Origin of the sequence: Arachidicoccus ginsenosidivorans, from assembly GCF_007971385.1 — a bacterium.
GTDB lineage: Bacteria > Bacteroidota > Bacteroidia > Chitinophagales > Chitinophagaceae > Arachidicoccus > Arachidicoccus ginsenosidivorans.
In genome coordinates, this window is the sequence record NZ_CP042434.1 from 5573245 (window position 1) to 5592514 (window position 19270).

At 41.6% G+C, this 19270-nt stretch carries 14 protein-coding genes; 1 reads left to right on the forward strand and 13 read right to left on the reverse strand.

The features are described 5' to 3' along the window. Positions 1-231: 231 nt before the first annotated feature. From FSB73_RS22355 to tnpC, 13 genes are all read right to left on the reverse strand, one after another. Positions 232-771 (reverse strand): insulinase family protein, encoded by a 540-nt coding sequence (locus FSB73_RS22355; protein ID WP_158639674.1) that lies wholly within the window; start codon positions 769-771, stop codon positions 232-234. Between the two features lie 11 nt (positions 772-782). Further along, positions 783-2996 (reverse strand): M16 family metallopeptidase, encoded by a 2214-nt coding sequence (locus FSB73_RS22360; protein ID WP_146787506.1) that lies wholly within the window; start codon positions 2994-2996, stop codon positions 783-785. Between the two features lie 311 nt (positions 2997-3307). Further along, the gene (locus FSB73_RS22365; protein WP_146787508.1) at positions 3308-4318 is read right to left on the reverse strand and encodes a MutS-related protein; all 1011 of its coding nucleotides are present in this window, start codon (positions 4316-4318) and stop codon (positions 3308-3310) included. Between the two features lie 7 nt (positions 4319-4325). Beyond that, positions 4326-4628, reverse strand: coding sequence for a hypothetical protein (locus tag FSB73_RS22370; RefSeq protein ID WP_146787511.1), 303 nt, complete (start codon positions 4626-4628; stop codon positions 4326-4328). A gap of 115 nt (positions 4629-4743) precedes the next feature. Next, positions 4744-6045, reverse strand: a complete 1302-nt coding sequence (locus tag FSB73_RS22375) for a MutS-related protein (protein WP_146787514.1) — start codon at positions 6043-6045, stop codon at positions 4744-4746. 32 nt (positions 6046-6077) lie between these two features. Beyond that, positions 6078-8534, reverse strand: a complete 2457-nt coding sequence (locus FSB73_RS22380) for a Gldg family protein (protein WP_146787517.1) — start codon at positions 8532-8534, stop codon at positions 6078-6080. A gap of 12 nt (positions 8535-8546) precedes the next feature. Next, positions 8547-9479, reverse strand: coding sequence for an ABC transporter ATP-binding protein (locus FSB73_RS22385; protein WP_146787520.1), 933 nt, complete (start codon positions 9477-9479; stop codon positions 8547-8549). An 86-nt stretch (positions 9480-9565) separates the two neighbouring features. After that, positions 9566-9940 carry a RagB/SusD family nutrient uptake outer membrane protein gene (locus FSB73_RS22390; protein ID WP_146787523.1) on the reverse strand — a complete coding sequence of 125 codons (375 nt, stop codon included), beginning with the start codon at positions 9938-9940 and terminating at the stop codon, positions 9566-9568. Continuing rightward, on the reverse strand, positions 9931-10992 hold the full coding sequence (locus FSB73_RS22395; protein ID WP_146787526.1) for a RagB/SusD family nutrient uptake outer membrane protein: 1062 nt from the start codon (positions 10990-10992) through the stop codon (positions 9931-9933). Before FSB73_RS22395 ends, FSB73_RS22390 begins: the two co-directional genes overlap by 10 nt. Before the next feature lie 3 nt (positions 10993-10995). Then, on the reverse strand, positions 10996-14385 hold the full coding sequence (locus FSB73_RS22400) for a SusC/RagA family TonB-linked outer membrane protein (protein WP_225974285.1): 3390 nt from the start codon (positions 14383-14385) through the stop codon (positions 10996-10998). A 228-nt stretch (positions 14386-14613) separates the two neighbouring features. Continuing rightward, positions 14614-15732 (reverse strand): FecR family protein, encoded by a 1119-nt coding sequence (locus FSB73_RS22405; protein WP_146787532.1) that lies wholly within the window; start codon positions 15730-15732, stop codon positions 14614-14616. Positions 15733-15851: 119 nt separating this feature from the next. Beyond that, positions 15852-16406 carry an RNA polymerase sigma-70 factor gene (locus FSB73_RS22410; RefSeq protein WP_146787535.1) on the reverse strand — a complete coding sequence of 185 codons (555 nt, stop codon included), beginning with the start codon at positions 16404-16406 and terminating at the stop codon, positions 15852-15854. Positions 16407-16805: 399 nt separating this feature from the next. Next, the gene (gene tnpC / locus FSB73_RS22415; RefSeq protein WP_158639675.1) at positions 16806-18212 is read right to left on the reverse strand and encodes an IS66 family transposase; all 1407 of its coding nucleotides are present in this window, start codon (positions 18210-18212) and stop codon (positions 16806-16808) included. A 182-nt stretch (positions 18213-18394) separates the two neighbouring features. Here tnpC and FSB73_RS22420 point away from each other — a divergent pair, with 182 nt between their 5' ends. Continuing rightward, on the forward strand, positions 18395-18877 hold the full coding sequence (locus tag FSB73_RS22420; protein WP_146787541.1) for a helix-turn-helix domain-containing protein: 483 nt from the start codon (positions 18395-18397) through the stop codon (positions 18875-18877). The last annotated feature ends 393 nt before the right edge of the window (positions 18878-19270 follow it).

The following is a 19270-nucleotide window of genomic DNA, read 5'->3' on the forward strand; positions in this document are numbered from 1 at the left end:
GTCTTAGAATTCGTTGTTACTAATTGGCATTCATTATAATAAAAAGGGGGCCTCCAGAAAAAGAAGCCCCGTTATAGTACATGAGAACTTAATTAAACGACAGTATTATTATTCACCAAGAGGTTTATTGTTGAGGAAAGGTAGCAGCCTTAAAATGATCATTTGCCAGCAGCATTTTAGCAGTTGCTTTGATGTCTTCAGTGGTCACTGCATTGACCCGGGCTTCATAATTTAAAAAATCCTTTTTATTATGCCCCAGAAATACACTTGCTGCAGTTCCTGCAGCCAGGTACCGTTGCTTTTGACACCTTCCTTATACTGCTCTATCATGGCTTTTTTAACTTTATCAAGATCTTCTTTTGATACACCATCCTTTAGGTAACCAGCCACCTCATTATCCAGCTCAGTCAGGATATTTTGTACGTTTTCAGGACCGCAAGGCATCTGGGCAGTCAGGCTGTAATGCCCATAAGGGTGTTCAATAACGGATGCGGACACACCTCCGCTATATATCCACTGTTTCTCTTCCCTTATTTTTTTAATTAGCTCAATGGTCATAATCTGGCTGAGCATATTTGCCCTTAAGGCCAGATCTGGGCTATAGTCAATTTTCCCATGGTAAATATCCAAAACAAGGCTTTTCTTATCAGCTCCCCTGTAAAATTTAAAGAAATGATTGCCGCTTACCATGCGTAGTCCGTTATCCTTATAGGCAGGCGTTATATGCTGTACAGGCAGACTTCCCAGGTATTTTTCTATTAAAGGCTTCAAACTGTCGCCATTCACATTGCCAACAAAGAAAAATGAAAGCCGTCAGCATTATTAAACTCCGTTTTATAAATTTGGATTATTCTGTCAACATCAATATTTCTCATATCCTCCTGGCTGGGGATGACCATAGGAGCTAATGGGTTATGACCATACATCACCTTAGTCAAAGAATCTTTAAAAGCATTGCCTGGATCGGCTTTAAGTAATGGCAGGCGAGCTTCCACTTTACTTAGGAAGCCTTGTAACAAGGCAGTATCTTTTCTGGGACTTGTCAGTTTAAGATAAGTAAGCTGTAACAGCGTTTTAAGATCTTTCACTGAGGATCTGCCATTTACCTGGTCGGCGAGTCCGGTAAGCCCTACCCCCACACTGGCCTGCACACCACTTAGAAAATCATTTAATTTTGTTGGCGTAAACGATCCATACCCCATCGCACCAATAACATTACCCAAAAATGCAATATTAGACTTGTCGGCTACCCCATATTGGTTCGATCCTCCGTATTTAATCCCACTGAAAAGTACCTGATCTTTAAAAAAATCGGTGGACTTAACCGTGACCTTGATACCATTACTAAGGGTATAGGTAACCGTACTGAGCGCTGTATCCTGGGATTGGGCGACCACTTTGCCAGTAGTGGGCTCCTGACTTAGTAGCTCAATGGCGGCCTTCTCAGCTGTATCCCTTTTTGTCTTTTGCACAAATGCCGCATCTGTCAGCTGAAGCAGTTCATCTTCTGTAGGAAGCGAAAGTTTCCCCTTCTTCGGACCGGTAACCATCACAAAGTAATGCTCAGGCGTGATGAATACAGTTTTTGCATAATCATTAATATCCTTATCCGTTATGGTCGGCAACAACTGCTTGACATAGCCGTATTCATTTGCGATGCCTATTAACGGCGTATTTTTCATAAAGGCATCGGCATAACCATCTGTAAATGAAGCAGAAGTCAGGTCATTACGCTCTCTGTAATTATTTTCGTAGTAAGGCAGATACATTTTTTTTACTGTATTTATCTCTTCTTTCGTAAAGCCATATTGACGCACGTTCAGTAGCGCGCCAATGGCCGCCCTTACTGAACGGTTAAGGTTACCCACTGGTGTAACGTCCAGTTCCATCCCTTCATCTTCCAGCGTGACAGCGCCCACGGTTCCACTTAGGCTTAGCTGCGCGTTTGCAAAAGGCGGATTTGAGGTGGCAGCCAGGTCCCTGAATTTCCGATTCATACTTTGAGAAAATATACTTTTTATCAGGCTTTTTCTAAAATCACCGACCGTTTTCTCTACCTGTCTTTTGCGGGCTGGATATAAAAGAGCATATTGGTAGCTGGTTGATTCAGAATCCGTCACCACCAGAGCCTTCTTATTGGTATAAGCCTGTACGTGATAATAAGTCCTTTGCCGTTCATTACTTGGTGCGGTTATTTGCCCAAAATATTGCTTAATTAGGGCTTTAGCTTGATTTACGGTAATATCCCCTACTGCAATGACGGCCATCAAATCCGGCCGGTACCAGTCGTGATAAAAATCGCGGATCAATTGGGGATCTGCACTGGCCACAATGCTATCTTTACCCCCAGACATTCTATAAGCATATCTGGAGCCATTGAGCAGTTCAGGTAGAAATTTTCTAAGCATTCTGGTTTGCGCATTTAAATCCCGCATCCGCAATTCTTCTAAAATAACATGTCTTTCCTCATTTACTTCTGCTGAAGATATGAGGGCACCTGAAGCCCAGTCCCCTAAAATCTGGAACCCCTTTTCAAGATTTTCAGGGTTATCCGTCGGGATAGGCAGCATATAATAGGTTCTATCCCACCCCGTGTTGGCATTGAGATCTGCGCCAAAACGAACGCCTATTTTTTGCAAATAATCTACCAGCTCATTTTTGGGATAATGCTTGAGTCCGTTGAATTCCATATGCTCCATAAAATGAGCCAGCCCCTGCTGATGATCATTTTCCAATATAGACCCCGCCTTTAAGACAAGTCTTAATTCTACCTTTTTAGCAGGTTTGGCATTGGGTTTAATATAATAGGTCAGCCCGTTAGACAATTTCCCCACTGTCACGGTACTGTCCTGAGCTAGTTTTTGGCCCAGGTACTGATCCATACTGGGCGCCTGCGCCCAGCTGGTCACGCTGGTCAAACTGGTAAGTAAGGCCAAAACTGCCATCAGCCACAACTTTTTATAATTCTTTTTAAGCATCAAATTATCCTTATGCATTGTACTTATTTAATAGATTATTTTAATTTTGCATCTTACTACTTACTACTTACTTCATACTTCTAGCCTTATATTACTGGCCTCTTACTACTGGTCTCTGTTTTCTCTCCTCGCTCGTCACTCCTTTTTTATCTTACTTCACGGGTTTTACCCTTTCATTGATGACATTTTTCCCTTTTCTAATTTTGCTTGTTTTATTTCCTATTCTTTTTTTATTCTCGTCTCGTCTCCTCTTGTCTCCTCTTTTCTAATCTTTTCTAATCCTGCCTTTTCCATTCATTTGCCTTTTTTGCGCCTTCGATTTCTACTTTCTACCTGAGCAGCTCCAGAATCCCTTCATTTTCAATAATCAGCATGCCTTGCCTGTCCTTTGTTATACCTGCAGTTAATTGATAGGTATAGTGTGGACGCATACCGTCCATTACTGTTGGCATATACCCAAACTTTATATTAGATGTATTTTTTAGTGCCTCCCCTACTTCTATAATATGGGTGGAGACAATAAACAGGCACTCCTCATATTCAGCGAAAGCCTCTGTCACGGCCAGTGTACCATCAAAGGCATCTTTAACATTGGTTCCCTTAAACAGTTCATCAAACATCAAAAGTAATCTTTGGCCACTGGCAGCGGCCTCAGCCGCTTGCTTGACCCGGATTACTTCTGCATAAAAATGGCTATACCCAAGATTGATATTATCTGCCACATTTATGGAACTGTATAAGCCTTCTCTTACTGAAAATTCCATTTCATCTGCTGCTACCGGAAAACCCATTTGCCCCAGGTACAGGTTTATACCGATGGATTTCATCAAGGTGGACTTTCCAGCCATATTAGCACCGGTTAAAAACAGCACATTTTTCGATCTGGTGAGCTGTAACTCATTGCCCACACCGTTTATGATGGCAGGATGCCTTAGTCCTGTGACGTTTAGTTGATTTGACTGAGCGGGCAAGGCCATTGCATAATGAAATCCTCTTTCTCTACTGACGTCACTTACGGAGATAAACACGTCAACTTCACTTATAAAGGTGAGTATTGTCTCCATTTGTGTACTCAGCTCGTTTTTTAACAGATGATCATATTTTGCTAATATGCTTATTGGCAATGACTTATAAATATCCACTTCGCGTAGCTTTTCTAAATCCGGGTTAGCTAACACTGCGCTGACCTCTTGCAAGCGGCGCAGGTATGGACTTTTTGCAATAGCAGTACTACCTATGAGCTGCAAAAATTGGTGGGCTTTCTGCAGAGTGGCAATGACGGCATGAAGTCCCTGAATGGATTGTTTATAGCGCTCATCACGAGTAAGGCCAGAAAGCAATTTTTAATCATGAGTTCCCCATAGTGACCAGGCTATTTTTTCCCACACCTGTATCCAGGTAATCTTGCATTAAGGCTACCTGCTGGACATCAAAAGGGAAGCTAAGCTGACTTGTTTCAAAAGACTGTATCAGGGCACTGCGCTCATTAATGGCTGTCATATCTTCCAGGGGGCGCTGAAACATTTTACTAAGCAGCTGTTCTCCGCCGCCGGTCTTTACCTTATTAAATAGGCCAAATATGGAACCGCTTTTAAATTTACCCAGCAGATTTAGCTCTTGGGCTGTCTGTTTATCTATATTAAAGGCCATTTTGATTCATAATTTGTAATGATTGTATATTAAGCGACCGTATGCATATTGAAAGATTGCGTCTTTCAGGCGCTCTGTCCGGCATTTTGTTAGGACCGCTGCTAATTCCCTTTTTTTATTCCCTTTTCTTCCGACCATTTTTTAAGATCTCCAGGATGGATTCATTGCGGATAATAATCATACCATGCCTGTCGTCAGTGATGCCTTGTTCCAACTGGTAAGTATACTCCGGTATATGCCCGTTCATCTTGGTGGGCAGATATTTAAAACCAATGCTGGGATAACGTTTTAGTATTTCTCCGGCTTCCACAATATGGGAAGAGATAATAAAGAGACTACTATTTTTACCAGAAAAAGCACCGGTAACAGCAATGGTGCCTTCCTCAGCGTCTTTCACATTGGTTCCCCTAAAAAGTTCATCGAAGACCACAAACAAGGTCTTGCCCTGACTGAGTGCAGTAGCCACCTTTTTCACTCTGAGCACTTCATTGTAAAAATGGCTGGCACCGATGCCTAAATTGTCCGGCAGGTTAATGGTGGTAAAAATGCCATCCAGCACAGAAAATTCCATGGAGCTGGCCGCTACTGGAAAGCCTATATGGGCCAGGTAAATGGCAGTGCTGACTGAGCGTAAGAAAGTGGATTTGCCCGCCATATTCGCTCCGGTAAGGAAAATTACATTGTTTGCCCCGTCCATCTGAATGGAATTAGCCACCGGCTTTTCTAATTCTGGGTGATAGACATCTACTAGTTTTAGCAAGCTACTGCCCTTCTCTAATGCTTTTGGAAAAACAAAATTCCTTTCGGTGGCTAGCTGAGCAATGGAGAGATAGACATCCAGATAATAAATATGTTTTAATAGTGCGATTAGTTTGCCGGATTGCTGTTCCCGAAACAAGGTATCGTAAGCCGCTATGGCCGAATAGGAAGGTCTTGACTTTAGCGACTGTTGAAGTGCAGGCAAAAATACCGGGTCTTCTACGAGCGCCTTCATTTTCTCCCGCTCATTTTGGAAGGGGTTCATTGCCATAATCTCAGGTTGATTGGTAAATCCCCTAACGCCTTGGATAAGCTCAATGACCGCTGTAACGCCTTGAAGTATTTCCTTTTCTCCGAGCAAGGGTCGTTGCGGACTACCATTACTTATATCTGCCCCTTCCATCAGGTACTTCTCGGTCATATCAAAAAGGGCTCCTTCAAAAGGAAATTGAAGTTTTGCCTCGGCAAAGGCTTTTATAATGCTGCTTCTTCGATTAATCTGCTCCTTATCGGATAGCGGATTTAAAAACAGTTCCTTAAGCACCGCTTCCCCGCCCCGTGTATGGGTACGGTTATATAACTCATAGATACTGCTCCCACTTGAACTGCTAAATAGGCCTAAATCTGCGATTGTTTGGCTATCGGTTGTTAAATTCACTTTTCAAAATTTGATGGTTACAAGTAAAGTCGCTATTTTCTTTTCCTGCGCACTAATAAGACGGTACCAAAAATTAATAATATCGCTGGCAGTATCCAGATGTAAATAATCTTGAGTAGGCCAACATGATCTGTACTTACCGTGACTCTTATATCCTTGCCATCTGGCCTGGAGGTATCAATGGGGAATTTGCCATCATCTAACCAACTAAATAATGCAGTATTGTATAAGAAATTAGCCGTCTGCATATTTCTGTTGACAAGGCCACCATTACTCATAAAATCCGCATCCCCGGTAACGACAATGCGCTGCTGCTTTCCATGAATTTGCCTGGTCAGTGCCAAAGCGGGGGTATAGGTTTTATTCGGGCTATTGCTGTTGCCTGGTAACAGCGAATCTTTTATCGCCTTTAATTTAGCTGCTTCGGCTTTTGGATTACTTGATGCATTATCGCCAGATACCACTGATACAGCCATTCCGCCTCCATAGCTGGTGAACATTTGATTTTGCTGTTCAGCTAAAGTATCCGCAGTTCCGACCAAATCCAGATCTGGGTTTCTGGCCCGGGTATTATGCACCTTACCTGCCGTTGTCACCAGCAAAGGGGCCACTTTAAATCCGGCTGTATCTACATAATTTAAAGCGGTGATACCATTCATGGTAACAGGCAGGGTATCTACAGAAGGCTTATCTAATGCCTTGGAGAAGCCAATGGCCGTTTTGGTCATATGGGACATAATAAACATAGGGGCATAATCTTCACTGGGTTCTTCCAGCATGCCATTTTGCATTTGAACGCCTAAGGATTTCAGTAGCGGATTTATGAGTTGCTGCCGGCCAGGCTCTCCCATGATCATCATATTGCCACCATTATTAATATATTGCTGTATTTTATTGAATGCTATTTGACTGAGACTACTTACAGGATCTGCTAAGACCAGGGCTGTAATGCAGTCGGGGATATCCTGGGTCTCCAGCGAAACGGTATCCACATCAAATCCTTGGTTTAATAGTGCATAGCGGAAAGTCTTTTCATTGGTAATGGTTCGGTAGTGACGCTCACCTTTTTTGTTGACATTACGTTCACCCTGGCCTGTAATAAAAACGATTTTGGGCATTTTTGCTTGTAGTAACCGCTTAAAGGCTGCGGATACCTCTGTTTCTGAAGGCCAAACCATCTGGTCATTGAAGACCCTGAGATAGGTGCTTCTGCCTTTGTATTGTAAACGCATGACAAAGCGGTTCAGTTCCGGGCGCAAATCAATGATTTTATGCATCTCCGCTGGAGTCTTTAGCTTGGAGAGGTCGAGTCCCTGGCCTTTTGCCCGTTGTTCGGCAATTTGTTTTAAGCTCTTTCCTTTGTAGAACTGGAACATATTATAGCCATTGCCGTAGGCACTGTCATAATAGCGCTGGTAATGAAATTTAATGTCCGGTTTAAAGCGTAAATATATCTCCCATCTGGACAGGTAGTCATTTCGACGCTCTGGATCTCCTAAATACGAAAAATTATCCAGGTAATTACTGTAGGCAGTAACCTCTAGCGTGCTATCACCAAACTCTTTTATAATTTTTTGGGCATTTGGCGTTAAGGTATTGATGTTATTTGCGGTGGTATCCCAATAGCCGATTAACGCCGGGCGGGAGCTGATATAGCCGATGCATAAGGCTACTATAACAATAACTGTATACCGTAAGGCTTTGGTATACCAGGGTCTGGTCTCCCGGTCGCCTCTTAGTTTAAAAATGGCAAAAGCCAAGAACATGGCTGAAATCAGCACAAAATAAAGTACATCTTTGGTGGTGATCAGTCCTAGCAGCATATGCTGTGTTCTTCCCTGAAGGGATAAAAAATAGGTCAGATCTCGTACAAAATCGATCCCTTGCCAAAGTTTGCCAATATAACTTAAGATGCCTATCATCACAAAGGAGCTGATAGCTGCCACCACCTGATAGGTGGTCAGACAAGACATAAAAAGACCAATGGCCGAATAAACACATAATAGCAAATAAAAACCGAGCGCTGCTGAAAGCAGCATGCCGTAGTCTGCAGACCGGATATCAAAAATACCGGACAGGATAAAAATGCCTACGACGGCCACCAGTACGAGACTATAGATCATCATTGCCAGGTACTTGCCGAGCACGATCTGCCTTACTTTCACGGGCGACGAATATAGCAAGCTGATGGTGCCGCCGTTCATTTCGCGGCTGATGAGGCCCATGGTCAAAAGAGGGATATATAAGTACAAGTTCTGCATGACCCGGCCAAAAAGGCCGTTATAGGGATTATTGAAGACCTGATAAGTCAGGTTTTTCATGTAATGCAATCCAATCCCTCCCATCTCCTGCGTAACGGCATAAGAATGTATATTGCTGGTATAAGTGATCGCACATTGTACTAAGAAGGCGACGGTTAAAAACCAGGCTATCGGCGAATAAAACAGATTACGCAATTCTGTTTTGGCTATTTTTCCTATTAATTTCATGTCAATATGGTATTACAAGGTGATTTTTGAGGATAATTGTTTGAAAATCTCGTCAAGAGCTGTCTTATCGAGATTGATTTCTCTTAACCGCCAGCCCTTTTCTACGCTCAGCGCAATTATTCGTTCGCTAATGTCTTGACCACTGTTAAACCAGAGCCTTATCTGCCGTTGTGTCAGAAATTCTACTTTTTCAATACCGGCAATCTGCAATAATTCCGACTCAGTAGGTGGGTTTTCCATGGACAATAGCAAACTATGGGGCTCGATATAATTATTGAACGCATCCATCGTGTCAGCAAATACGATTCTTCCCTGCTCAATCATCATAATCTCTTTACACAGCACCTGCACTTCAGAGAGTATATGGGAGGAAAACACAACGGCATGCTCCTTGGCAATTTCTTTGATCAGCGCTCTTACTTCAATGATCTGATTGGGATCCAGGCCATTGGTGGGCTCATCCAGCACCACCAATCTTGGTCGGTGAATGATGGCCTGGGCAACGCCGACCCTTTGGCGGTAGCCACCAGATAGGTTCTTGATTAACCGGTCACTGAAGTGGGCAATGCCACATCTTTGTTTAGCATCTTCTAAAGCGGGTTTTATGGCGCTTTTTTCCATCTGACGGAGTTCGCCGCAATAGGTAAGATATTCATCTACAGTGAGATCTGTATATAAGGGCAGTATTTGAGGTAAAAAACCTATTTCCCTTTTTGCTGCTTCTGGTTGTTCGCGCACATCCAGCCCGTTAATAAAGACCTTGCCTTCTGTCTGGTTCAGTACGCCACAGACGATATTCATGGTCGTGGATTTACCGGCGCCATTGGATCCTAATAAGCCTAGGATGCCGTTTCGATCGATTTCCATATTGATATCGCGAATCGCCCAGTTGGAACTACTGTACCGGTGGGACAAATGTTCTATTTTTAAAATAGGTTTTTCCATTGTAGTTTTTATTAAAGTAAGGCCTTAGGTGTCTCTTTGATCAACCCCGAGGCCGTTCAATTTGAAAGGTTTTTGAAGAAAGTATATTAATGAGAATACCCCGGATTTTGCGTTAGTGTACTATTGAGCGATATCTGATTTTCAGGGATCGGATAAAGGGCATTTGTTGGCTTCCAGCCTGTTAATACAGCAGGCGCCTGTGTATTTGCTGGATATTTGCTATCCGTACTGGTTCTAATCAGTGTAAACCACCAGCTACCAAACTCTGTAAACATCTCTGTGCGCCTTTCTTTGCGTACTGCAATAAGCACAGCAGACTGGGAGCTGGCACTTACTTTTGTTGCAGGTAGACCAGCTCTTGCGCGCAATGTATTGATATCAGCTATTGCCTGATCCAAATGGTCTAACTGGGCAGCTGCTTCAGCCCGGATCAGGTACATCTCAGCGAACCTTAAAAGCATGTAATCTGTCTGGGGGTTGTTTGTTGTTTGTCTTTATATTTGGCAGGGTAATATACATTTTGACCACCAATAACATTTACCCCCGTCCAGGCACTAAGCCTACGGTCTCCTGGTTCAAACTGATTTAACAATGAGTCAGTTATGACAAAATTTGGCGCCACTGTGGTACTATTGGGCAAAAAATAGCTCGCTTCCATGGAGCCTTGAAAAGTATTTAAAACTGGAACCTGCCAGATGGCCTCTTTACTGTTATCCAGAAATACGTCATTTAAGTTGGTCACTAAACTGAAGTCTCCTGAACGGATGACTGAGTCCGCTTCATTATAGGCCTGTTGCCATTTACCCAGAAATAAGTTTACTTTGGCCTGTAAGGCAATGGCCGTATAAAGATTAGGGCGTAAATGTCCTGGTGAAGGGTAAGCGGGTGGTAATAGCTGGACGGCATCGCCAAGATCGGCTAATATCTGGGCATACACGGCTTCCGACTGGGCTCTTGGAAGCCTTGCATTGGTCTGATAATCTGTCGTGGTGACCAGGGGTACTCCCCCAAACAGATTTACTAAATTAAAATAACAAAAAGCGCGTACAAACTTCATCTCTCCGGTTATTTGCCGGATAAATGAGGTAGATAAATAACCATTATCTTTTATATTTTCCAGAATATCATTTACCTGATAGATTTCTGTATAATGCGCCTGCCATATACCGTTTAATACCGCATTTACAGGAGTAACGTTATAAGTAAAGAATTGTGAAAATTCCTCTGTACTGCCTGTGTAGGCGATTTCATGGCCAGAAAGTGACGTAGATATTGTAAAAGTACCATCCTGATATGGCAGTCCTGCTCCACCAGGCGTTAGTGAGTATACACCGGCCACCGCCGAAAGCGTTGTAGCACTATCCTTAAAAATTTGCTCTCTAATAACAGAAGTTGGAGGGTTTACTGGTATTTCTATTAGTTTTTTGCAGGATCCCAGCATACTAAGGAGTGCCAGCAGGCTACTTAAGTGAAATACCCTTCTATAAGTGCATATATTTTCCATCGTCATCATGATTTAAAATTTAAGATTTAGGCCAAGCGCTATGATGCGCTGTAAGGGAAACGTTAGGAAATTGCCAGGTTGCTCGGGATCGCCGAACTTATAATTGGTGAAGGTGAACAGGTTTTGCACATTACAAAAGATACTGGCGCTCTTAATGCTCATCCTACTTAACCACTGCTCTGGGAAGGCATAAGATAATGCTGCTGTTTTAACCCTGAGATAGGTATCATTGGTATATGCACCGGAAGATTGTTGGAAAGTATATACAGGAGATGTATAGGGTGAATAATAGCTACTGACCAGGCGCTGTAGCGTCGCATGGGTATCCCCGGGTCCAGTCCAGTATTTTCCAAGAACATAAGCCGGAAGATTATGGGCGTATCCTGGAGGATTACTATAAAGTGCGGAGAGCGCATTGGGTTCCATGCTACTGGAAAACTGGCAGAATACATACAGGCTGAAATGCTTATAACTAATCGTATTGCCAAATCCGCCCATATAATTTATTTCCCTGTTTCCGATGACTACCTCATCACCGCCCAGTGCGACTGGTTTATATTTAGGTGATGAGGTAAGCGAACCGTCCGCCGCATAAAATTCAAATAGACCAGTTGTGGGATTTACCCCTTTGTACCTGTAACCATAAATTACTGAGGTGGGTTCTCCAATTACATATTGGGTCGCGTAAGAGGAAGAGGCCAGATTAGGGAAGGCAATGAGTTTATTGCGATTAAATGTCAAATTGAAGTTGGTGGTCCAACTAAGTTTTTTGTTTTTGATATTTACTGAGGTAAGGGTAAATTCCAGGCCTTGATTTTGTACAGTGGCATCCTGGTTTTCAAACACTGAAGCAAAGCCTGCCTGTGCAGCTAGTGGATAGGCCACCAACTGATTGTCTTGTCGGTCTCTGTAAAAGGTTGCATTCAGTAACAGACGGTCCTTAAAAAAGCCCAGATCCAGCGCCAAATTCAAGGATTTGGTCGTTGCCCATTGAAAATCAGGATTATATAGATTTTTGGGAATAGTTTGGCGAATACCTTGGAATGGTGTCGTACTGGTATAAGGATACGGGCCATACAGCGCCTGATATTGATAGGACTTCGAGGCATCGCTTCCCGTAACACCATAGTTACCACTCAGCTTTCCATAACTGATAAATGGTAGTGCTGCTTGAATGGCTTTTTCTTCTGAAAAGATCCATCCGGCGCCTGCAGAGCCAAAACTACCGAATTGCTTTCCCGGGCCAAAATTACTGGATCCATCTCTTCTTCCGGTGAGTTCAATGATATACTTCTGGTCATAAATATATTTAAGCCGCCCAAATAAAGCCACATATTTAGTCAGATCCTGTACATCATAGGAAGAAGTAGAGGCAGCGCCATTAACAGAGTTTAAAAAAGCATCATTAGAATATCCATATGCCTGGGTCTGGGAAGAGTACTTTATATTTTTTTGGTAAGTCCCGCCCAATAAGGCTAAAAGGACTCCCCTCCCAATGTTTCGGTGGTAATTGATTTGCGGTTCCACGTTGATGGCCTGGTTGGCAACATCTGCAAAAGAAGCGGATATATTTGGCGCACTATAAATGGAAGGTGGCTGTGCAATCCCTGGACTTATTGCATGTTCTTTTGCTGTATTACGATTATAGCCCATACTCCAACCAACTTTTAAGCCATTTAATATTTCATAGTGTATATTTAGTGAAGTATTAAAATTATACGTTTGCAAGGTGCTTGGTTGCAATAATCCGGCATAAAAATTAGAATTAATGGGTATTTGTTTATAATTCCAGATTAAATTCCCGTTTTCATCCAACTGGTCCGGTGCATTTGGCGGTAAGGTGATATAAGAGCTGCCACCAAATCCAGCAGACCTGTTCTGATCATAAGAAAAATCAGAAATAAACGTAAGGTTAAGTTTTTTATTGGCTGAAGTGCTGGTCAGTGCACTATGTAAACTATAGCGCTGATCTGCAAAATCTCCGGGATAATTATAATTAGAACGGGTATATCCACCTGACACTATAAATGTGTTGTTTGCCGACCCTCCAGATATGGTGGCATGGACATCTGTATTATTGGTGGATTTGCCTTGGATAATCCTTTGCCAGTCAGTATACTTATTTTGGTCATAAATGGTCAAATCAGGCGCATACCCACCGGTATAGTCATTTGGGTTATCATTGGGTGTAATCCCATCAGCAGCAAAGGCCTCCTTTCTTAACTGAAGATATTGCTGGGTATTTAAGAACTTAATGGGCCGTGTGACCTGATTGAACTGGGTATTGATTTTTAAGTCAACGGTTGTTTTGCCAGGTTTACCCTTTTTGGTGGTAATCAAAATAACCCCATTGGCGCCTTTGGAACCATAAATAGCCGTCGCATCGGCATCTTTTAAAATGGAAATGCTTTCAATATCGCTTGGATTAATGCCATTAAATGAGCCTATTCCAGTGGCTTGATCCAGGCCACCACTAAAGGACTGAGACATGGCAAGATTGCTTAGTTGGCTAATATTTGCGTTTCCAGAAGCAAAGGGAATGCCGTCTACGATAAAATAAGGCTGATCAAACGGCTTAAAATTCAGTCTGTCGGTAGCAAGTGAGTTCTGTCCTCTGATCTGCACGAGCGTAGTTGAGCCCGGCACACCGTTTTTTGCAATCACTGAGAGACCAGGCACCTGACCTTCCAGTGCCAATAATGGATTGGTTACAGGTTGCTTTTCAATTGTGGATGCGTCTACTGTCGCAATTGCACCTACACTAAAACGTCTGGAAGTGGTCCCATACCCTTGTACAATCATCTTGTCAAGTTCATTTTGGCTGGCTTTTAATACCACCATCATAAAAACATTACTGTTCATAAAATTTTGCGGAACAGTCACTTGACGACGAATAAACCCGACATAGGAGATGTCCAAAATATCTCCTGGTAATATATCGGTCATCTCGAATTCTCCTTTGGCATTTGTGGAGGTCGTTTGTCTGGTACGTTTATTTTTAACGGAGGCCCCCTCCAGCGGGTGCCCCACGGTATCAATGACTCGTCCACGAATCATTCTGACGGGAGGAAGGCTGTAAAGCGCAGATGGTATTGTAACTTCAATTTTAGGCTTTGGTTTAATCAACACCACATTGCCATGAATCTGATATGTAAGCGGAAGCCCTTGCAGGCACTCTTTAATGGCTTCTTCTACGCCCTTATTTTGGAAGATTACATTAATGGAGGGCATATGTTGCAGCACATGTTCGTCCCATAAAAAGGAGTAGCCTGTTTGTTGACGAATTTGGGCAAAGGCGTTTGCCAATGGAGCGTCTTTTAGGGAAAGGCTTACTTTCTGAGAATAGCTCTTGGCACTTACGGACAATGTGGAAATGATGATTAATATGACAATTAAACGCATAATCATCCAGATTTTAGGCCAAAACCGCCTATAGAAAAAAGGCAGTTTGGGAAAAGTAATATTTACCATACTTTTGCATAGTTTGGGTTAACAAAGAGGTCGTTCATTAAGCGTACGAGATTTTAGTTTGCCCAAATATTTGCCGGGTTTCGAGTTCCGATCGAAATCCGGTTTTTTTATGAGCAACTTTTTAAAAAAGTCAGGTCATGTTATGCATTCCTTTTATATTTAATTGGGTAAAACAATGATTTTTTTTCCTTCCAGCCTGGTATGAATGCCACTAGCTTCTAACACAGAGAGTACGTCGGATAAATTAGCCTTTCGGCTAATCATCCCGCTGATTTTATTCTCTGGTACATTTCCACTATAGACTATATCAATATTATACCACCTGGACAGGCGGTTCATTAACTCCTTTACTGCAATATTATCCAGTGACATAAACCCACTGACCCAAGCTACCTCATTTTCTGTATTGACATTTTGCACGGTAATTTGATCTTTATAATTGCTTACAACTGCTTGTTGACCAGGACGCAATAAAACATGATGACTCCCTTTGGTCACTCTGACACTACCATGTACCAAGGTTGTTTTTACCACAGGTTCATCACCGTATGCATTTATATCAAACTTTGTCCCAAGGTCTTCAATAGTCTGTCCCATAACAGACACCGTAAAGGGCTTTGCCTGGTCATGGATTACTTCAAAATAGGCCTCTCCGGTAATGGAGACTGTTCTTGTATTGCCATTAAATGCGGTAGGATAGGTAATGGAAGAAGCCGCATTCAACCAAACAATCGTTCCGTCAGAGAGTACAACCTTGTACTTTCCTCCTCTGGGTGTACGCAGTGTATTATACTGAACAGCTTTGGGTTCTGCTTTCGCTGCGCTATAAACAAGTACACCGTTTTCAGGTTTGGATATATTGCTGCCCGCCTGCGCACCTAAGCTTCCATTAGCAAGACTGTTTAAAACAATAGTCTTGCCATCAGCTAGTGTAAGTACCGCTTTATTGCCTCCTGGGGCAACTTCGGATTTTTTAGTTAGAACTAATTGATTTTTAGACTGATGGTTAAATAAATAGCCACCAAGCAACAAAACGCATATAATGGAAGCGGCCACTGCAATGCGTGGCCATACAATAGACCTTACAGCCCGCGGCTGCGGGTGTATCTTATTTTCGATCTCCGCCAACATGGAGGCTTTGATCTTTTCAAAATCCACATTGGAAACGCCATCTATTTGAAATTCATTGCACCAATCATTATACTGGCGAATTTCATTTTCACTAGCCACTCCATCTGAGATACGCTCCAATAACTGAATTATTTCTTCTTTTTCCATTATATTATGTAGCCAGTAAACAAAGGCCTACATAGTAAAGGGACATCAAAAAGACTCAGCCCCCAATAAGGGACAAAAAAAATTAAAATTATTGGTATTATAAATCGCAGTATTCGCTATTAGAGAAAGAACACCCAAAAGCTTCCCAGGGTTTGTTTTAGCTTCTTTAGCGTAATAGTCATTTGATTTTCAACTGTTTTTTCGCTGATATTCATTTTGGCGGCAATCTCCCGGTTGGTCAAATATTCATTTCTACTGAGGTGAAAAATCTCTTTTGCTCTTGGAGGCAGATTGTTCGTGAATTGAACTATAACCGCCTTTAACTCTTTTAATTCCAGACTGTCCTCTTCAAAAGAAGTCTGGATTAATGGATGGGCAGCTAGTATTTCTGCCTTCCTTTTGCTGTTGCGGATGGCTCTGGCTAGTTTATGCTTGACGGCCGCTAGCAAATAATATTTTAATTCAGTAATTTGGAGCTTCTCTCTACTATTCCATAACCATACAAAGACTTCTTGAATGGCATCTGTACATTCATCTTCATCACGCAAAATGTTATAAGCATAATGGTAAAGAGTCTCAGCATAACGATTATAAATTTCCGTAAAAGCAGCATCATCACTACTTTTTAGCAGGGATAATAATGTAAGATCATCATATGAATGATAGGTACTCATCAGAAATTTAAATAGGATCCAGTTTAAATGTAAAGTTAAAAGAAAATAAATGGACAATTCCAAAAATAAATTTTTCAGCGCTTAAAATTTAAAATATCGTTACTACTCAGGTGGATAATTGTTTGATAATCATCATATTGGATGGATTAATTCCTGATACTAACTCTCTTTAATACAAAATTTACCTAAATTTGTTGTGGAACATCTACGTTGATGTCTGTTTTTTTTACGTCGCGTCATGGTTGGGTCTTTTATTTCCGCACGCATTTTGTGTAGCCGGCAGACGATTAGGATCTGTTTAATAACAAAGACCCGTTGTTGCAATCAAACACCCATACCGAGCTGATGTATTTGACTCGGTATGGGTGTCTAAAATAAATAATACGGAATTAATTGAACCTAGGCCTGGGCGATGCTTACTAGTTCTTCATGGATGTTTATCCCTTGCTTGTTTGCGGTGTCGATAATAGATCTAATGGTAGCATAGTCCTTTGCTCCATCGTCAGATTTAAATTGTCCCGAGACCTTTACCTTGACTTTTACGTTGCGGATCGCCCTTTCACTTGAATTATTTTCTGGAGGAATCTTCAGTTCTGGGTATTTTAGAAATAAAAAGATTTTGTCTTTGTGTTTGTTCAAACGCTTCCACATGGCTGGTATCTTACCAGGTGCTTTCCCCATATTTTGTTTAAGTAGCTTGGTTAATCTGTCTTCAATTTTTGCCACCTCAGTTGGTTTCGGATCTTTCTTATTAAGGTCTATGGCATCTTTTATTAACCTAATTAATTGTTTTGACCATTCGATCTTTGGATGCGCTTCCAAGAAGGCTTTTAATTCACGCAGCAAATGGACGTTGCAAATCTGGTGGAGGCATGCTGGTGTCGATAATTGCATTGATAGGCAATCGTGTACCAGTACACTGTATGGAAAACCTAATGGAAAAAATGTTTGTTGAGCAATCTGTCCTCTGGAACGGTGCGCCCCGATAAAAGTAAGGCGATCGTTTTGGTAGACATGAAACCAAATTTTCTTGCCGTCTAATTTGCCGCTGGTTTCATCTGCACAAACAACCTTTGATGCCTGTAGCCCATCTTTAATTTCTTCTATTTTACCGTCGCAACCAATGGCAAATCTTTTTAAAATGTTGGCTACCGTTCCTTCACTGATATGGATTTTATAAAGATCTTCAATAAACTCTACGACTCTTTCATAAGAAACATATTGACGAACTGATAAATTGACAACAAGGGCTATAAGTCCTGATCCATAGTTGACTCTTCCCTGAACCCCTTTAGGAAAGGCGCCTTTATTGCACTTACCACAGGTACAGTGTTTAATCATGCTTTGGTGGTTGATCAAAACAGGAGGTGGCACTTTAATGTCAACCTGCTGATGCACTTCTCCGAGTTCCGCCGGAATGCTAGCAAGGGATCTTCCACATTCAGAACAGAAATCTGGAATATGGTTTATTACCTCGTCAGGCGTTTCAGTACTAAAAGCAAGCGTGGTGCCTTTATGACCTGGTTGGCCCCCTGTCTTTTTTCCAGACTTTTCCCTGAGGCTTAAGTCTTTACTCCGTTTAGGCTTGTATAAATCAGTTGACGGAGCCCTGGAGCTATTGGAACTGTTTTTAGGCAGCTTGGCAATACGCAGATTTTCCTTCAACTTTGCAATAGTCGCAAGTCCATTGTTGACCTTTTTTTGAAGTAATGTATTAGCCTTTTTTAACTTTACATTCTTCCACTTCTCTGCTGCAATGATGGCATCCTTTATTTTTGACAGCCTTTTTTCTTCTTCGAGACTCACTTTGAGGGACTGAATTCCTTTTTAGCCTCGTCGGCCGCTAAACCCGGTTTGTAGGACGATTGCGTCCTGCTTATGGCTTTCGCCGCGCCTTTTATGGTAGATTTTGTAACGATACGCAAATATATAACGTCATATATTATAAACAATGAAAAAACGATATTTTTTTGTAATTTTGTTTTACCATGAAGAGATTAGAAATTAAAAATAGGGAATTGATCAAAGAGCGCATTCTGGAATACTTTGACACTTCGGATGATTTAAAATTATCCTATCGGTTACATTGTATTCTGATGTTGATCCAAGACAGTAAACTAAGTTGTGATGATGTCGCCCAGCTGCATGGGACGACACCACAAACAATTGCACGATGGATACACGCCTTTAATATAACAAATGGAGATATTAGCGTTTTGAAAGATAAGGATAAATCTGGAAGGAGGCCACGTGTTCAAGAAAGCCCATTGAATATAATATCAGACGTATTAAAAAAGTCTCCACAAAATTATGGTATTAATGCTCAGAGATGGGAAGGACAAAGCCTGTCGACTCTTTTGAAAGATAAATTTAGAATCGATCTAAAAGTCAGGCAATGCCAAAGAATTATGAAGAGCTTAGGTGCCGCTAATAAAAAAGGACGAAATTGGGTCAATAACCCCGCTGAGTAGTAACAAAATATCAAAGCCCTAACCAATTGAATATCGGCCAGATATTTGAAAAATCTTCTGGAGAATTAAGATTGATCAGCTTTTTAAAAAAATTCCAGTATCATTTTAATATAACTATGTGTGATCTAAACATATATCAGCACCTGTAACAATTATTGCGGCTAAGCCGAAAGTGGTTGGTGAATAGGAATATTATATTTCAGAGGCTGCTTCTGATTATATCTCTAAGCCTTTGAATAATGATCAGTTGATTTCTTTGTTGCGGGTATGGTTATTTAATGAAAAACCTTGGGCAAAATAGTTTGAACATATTAGTTTTAAAGTAGCCAATGACAATAATTACGGAAAATAAAGCTCCGTCTATTTTGATTATTGAGGACGATAACCAGAGTA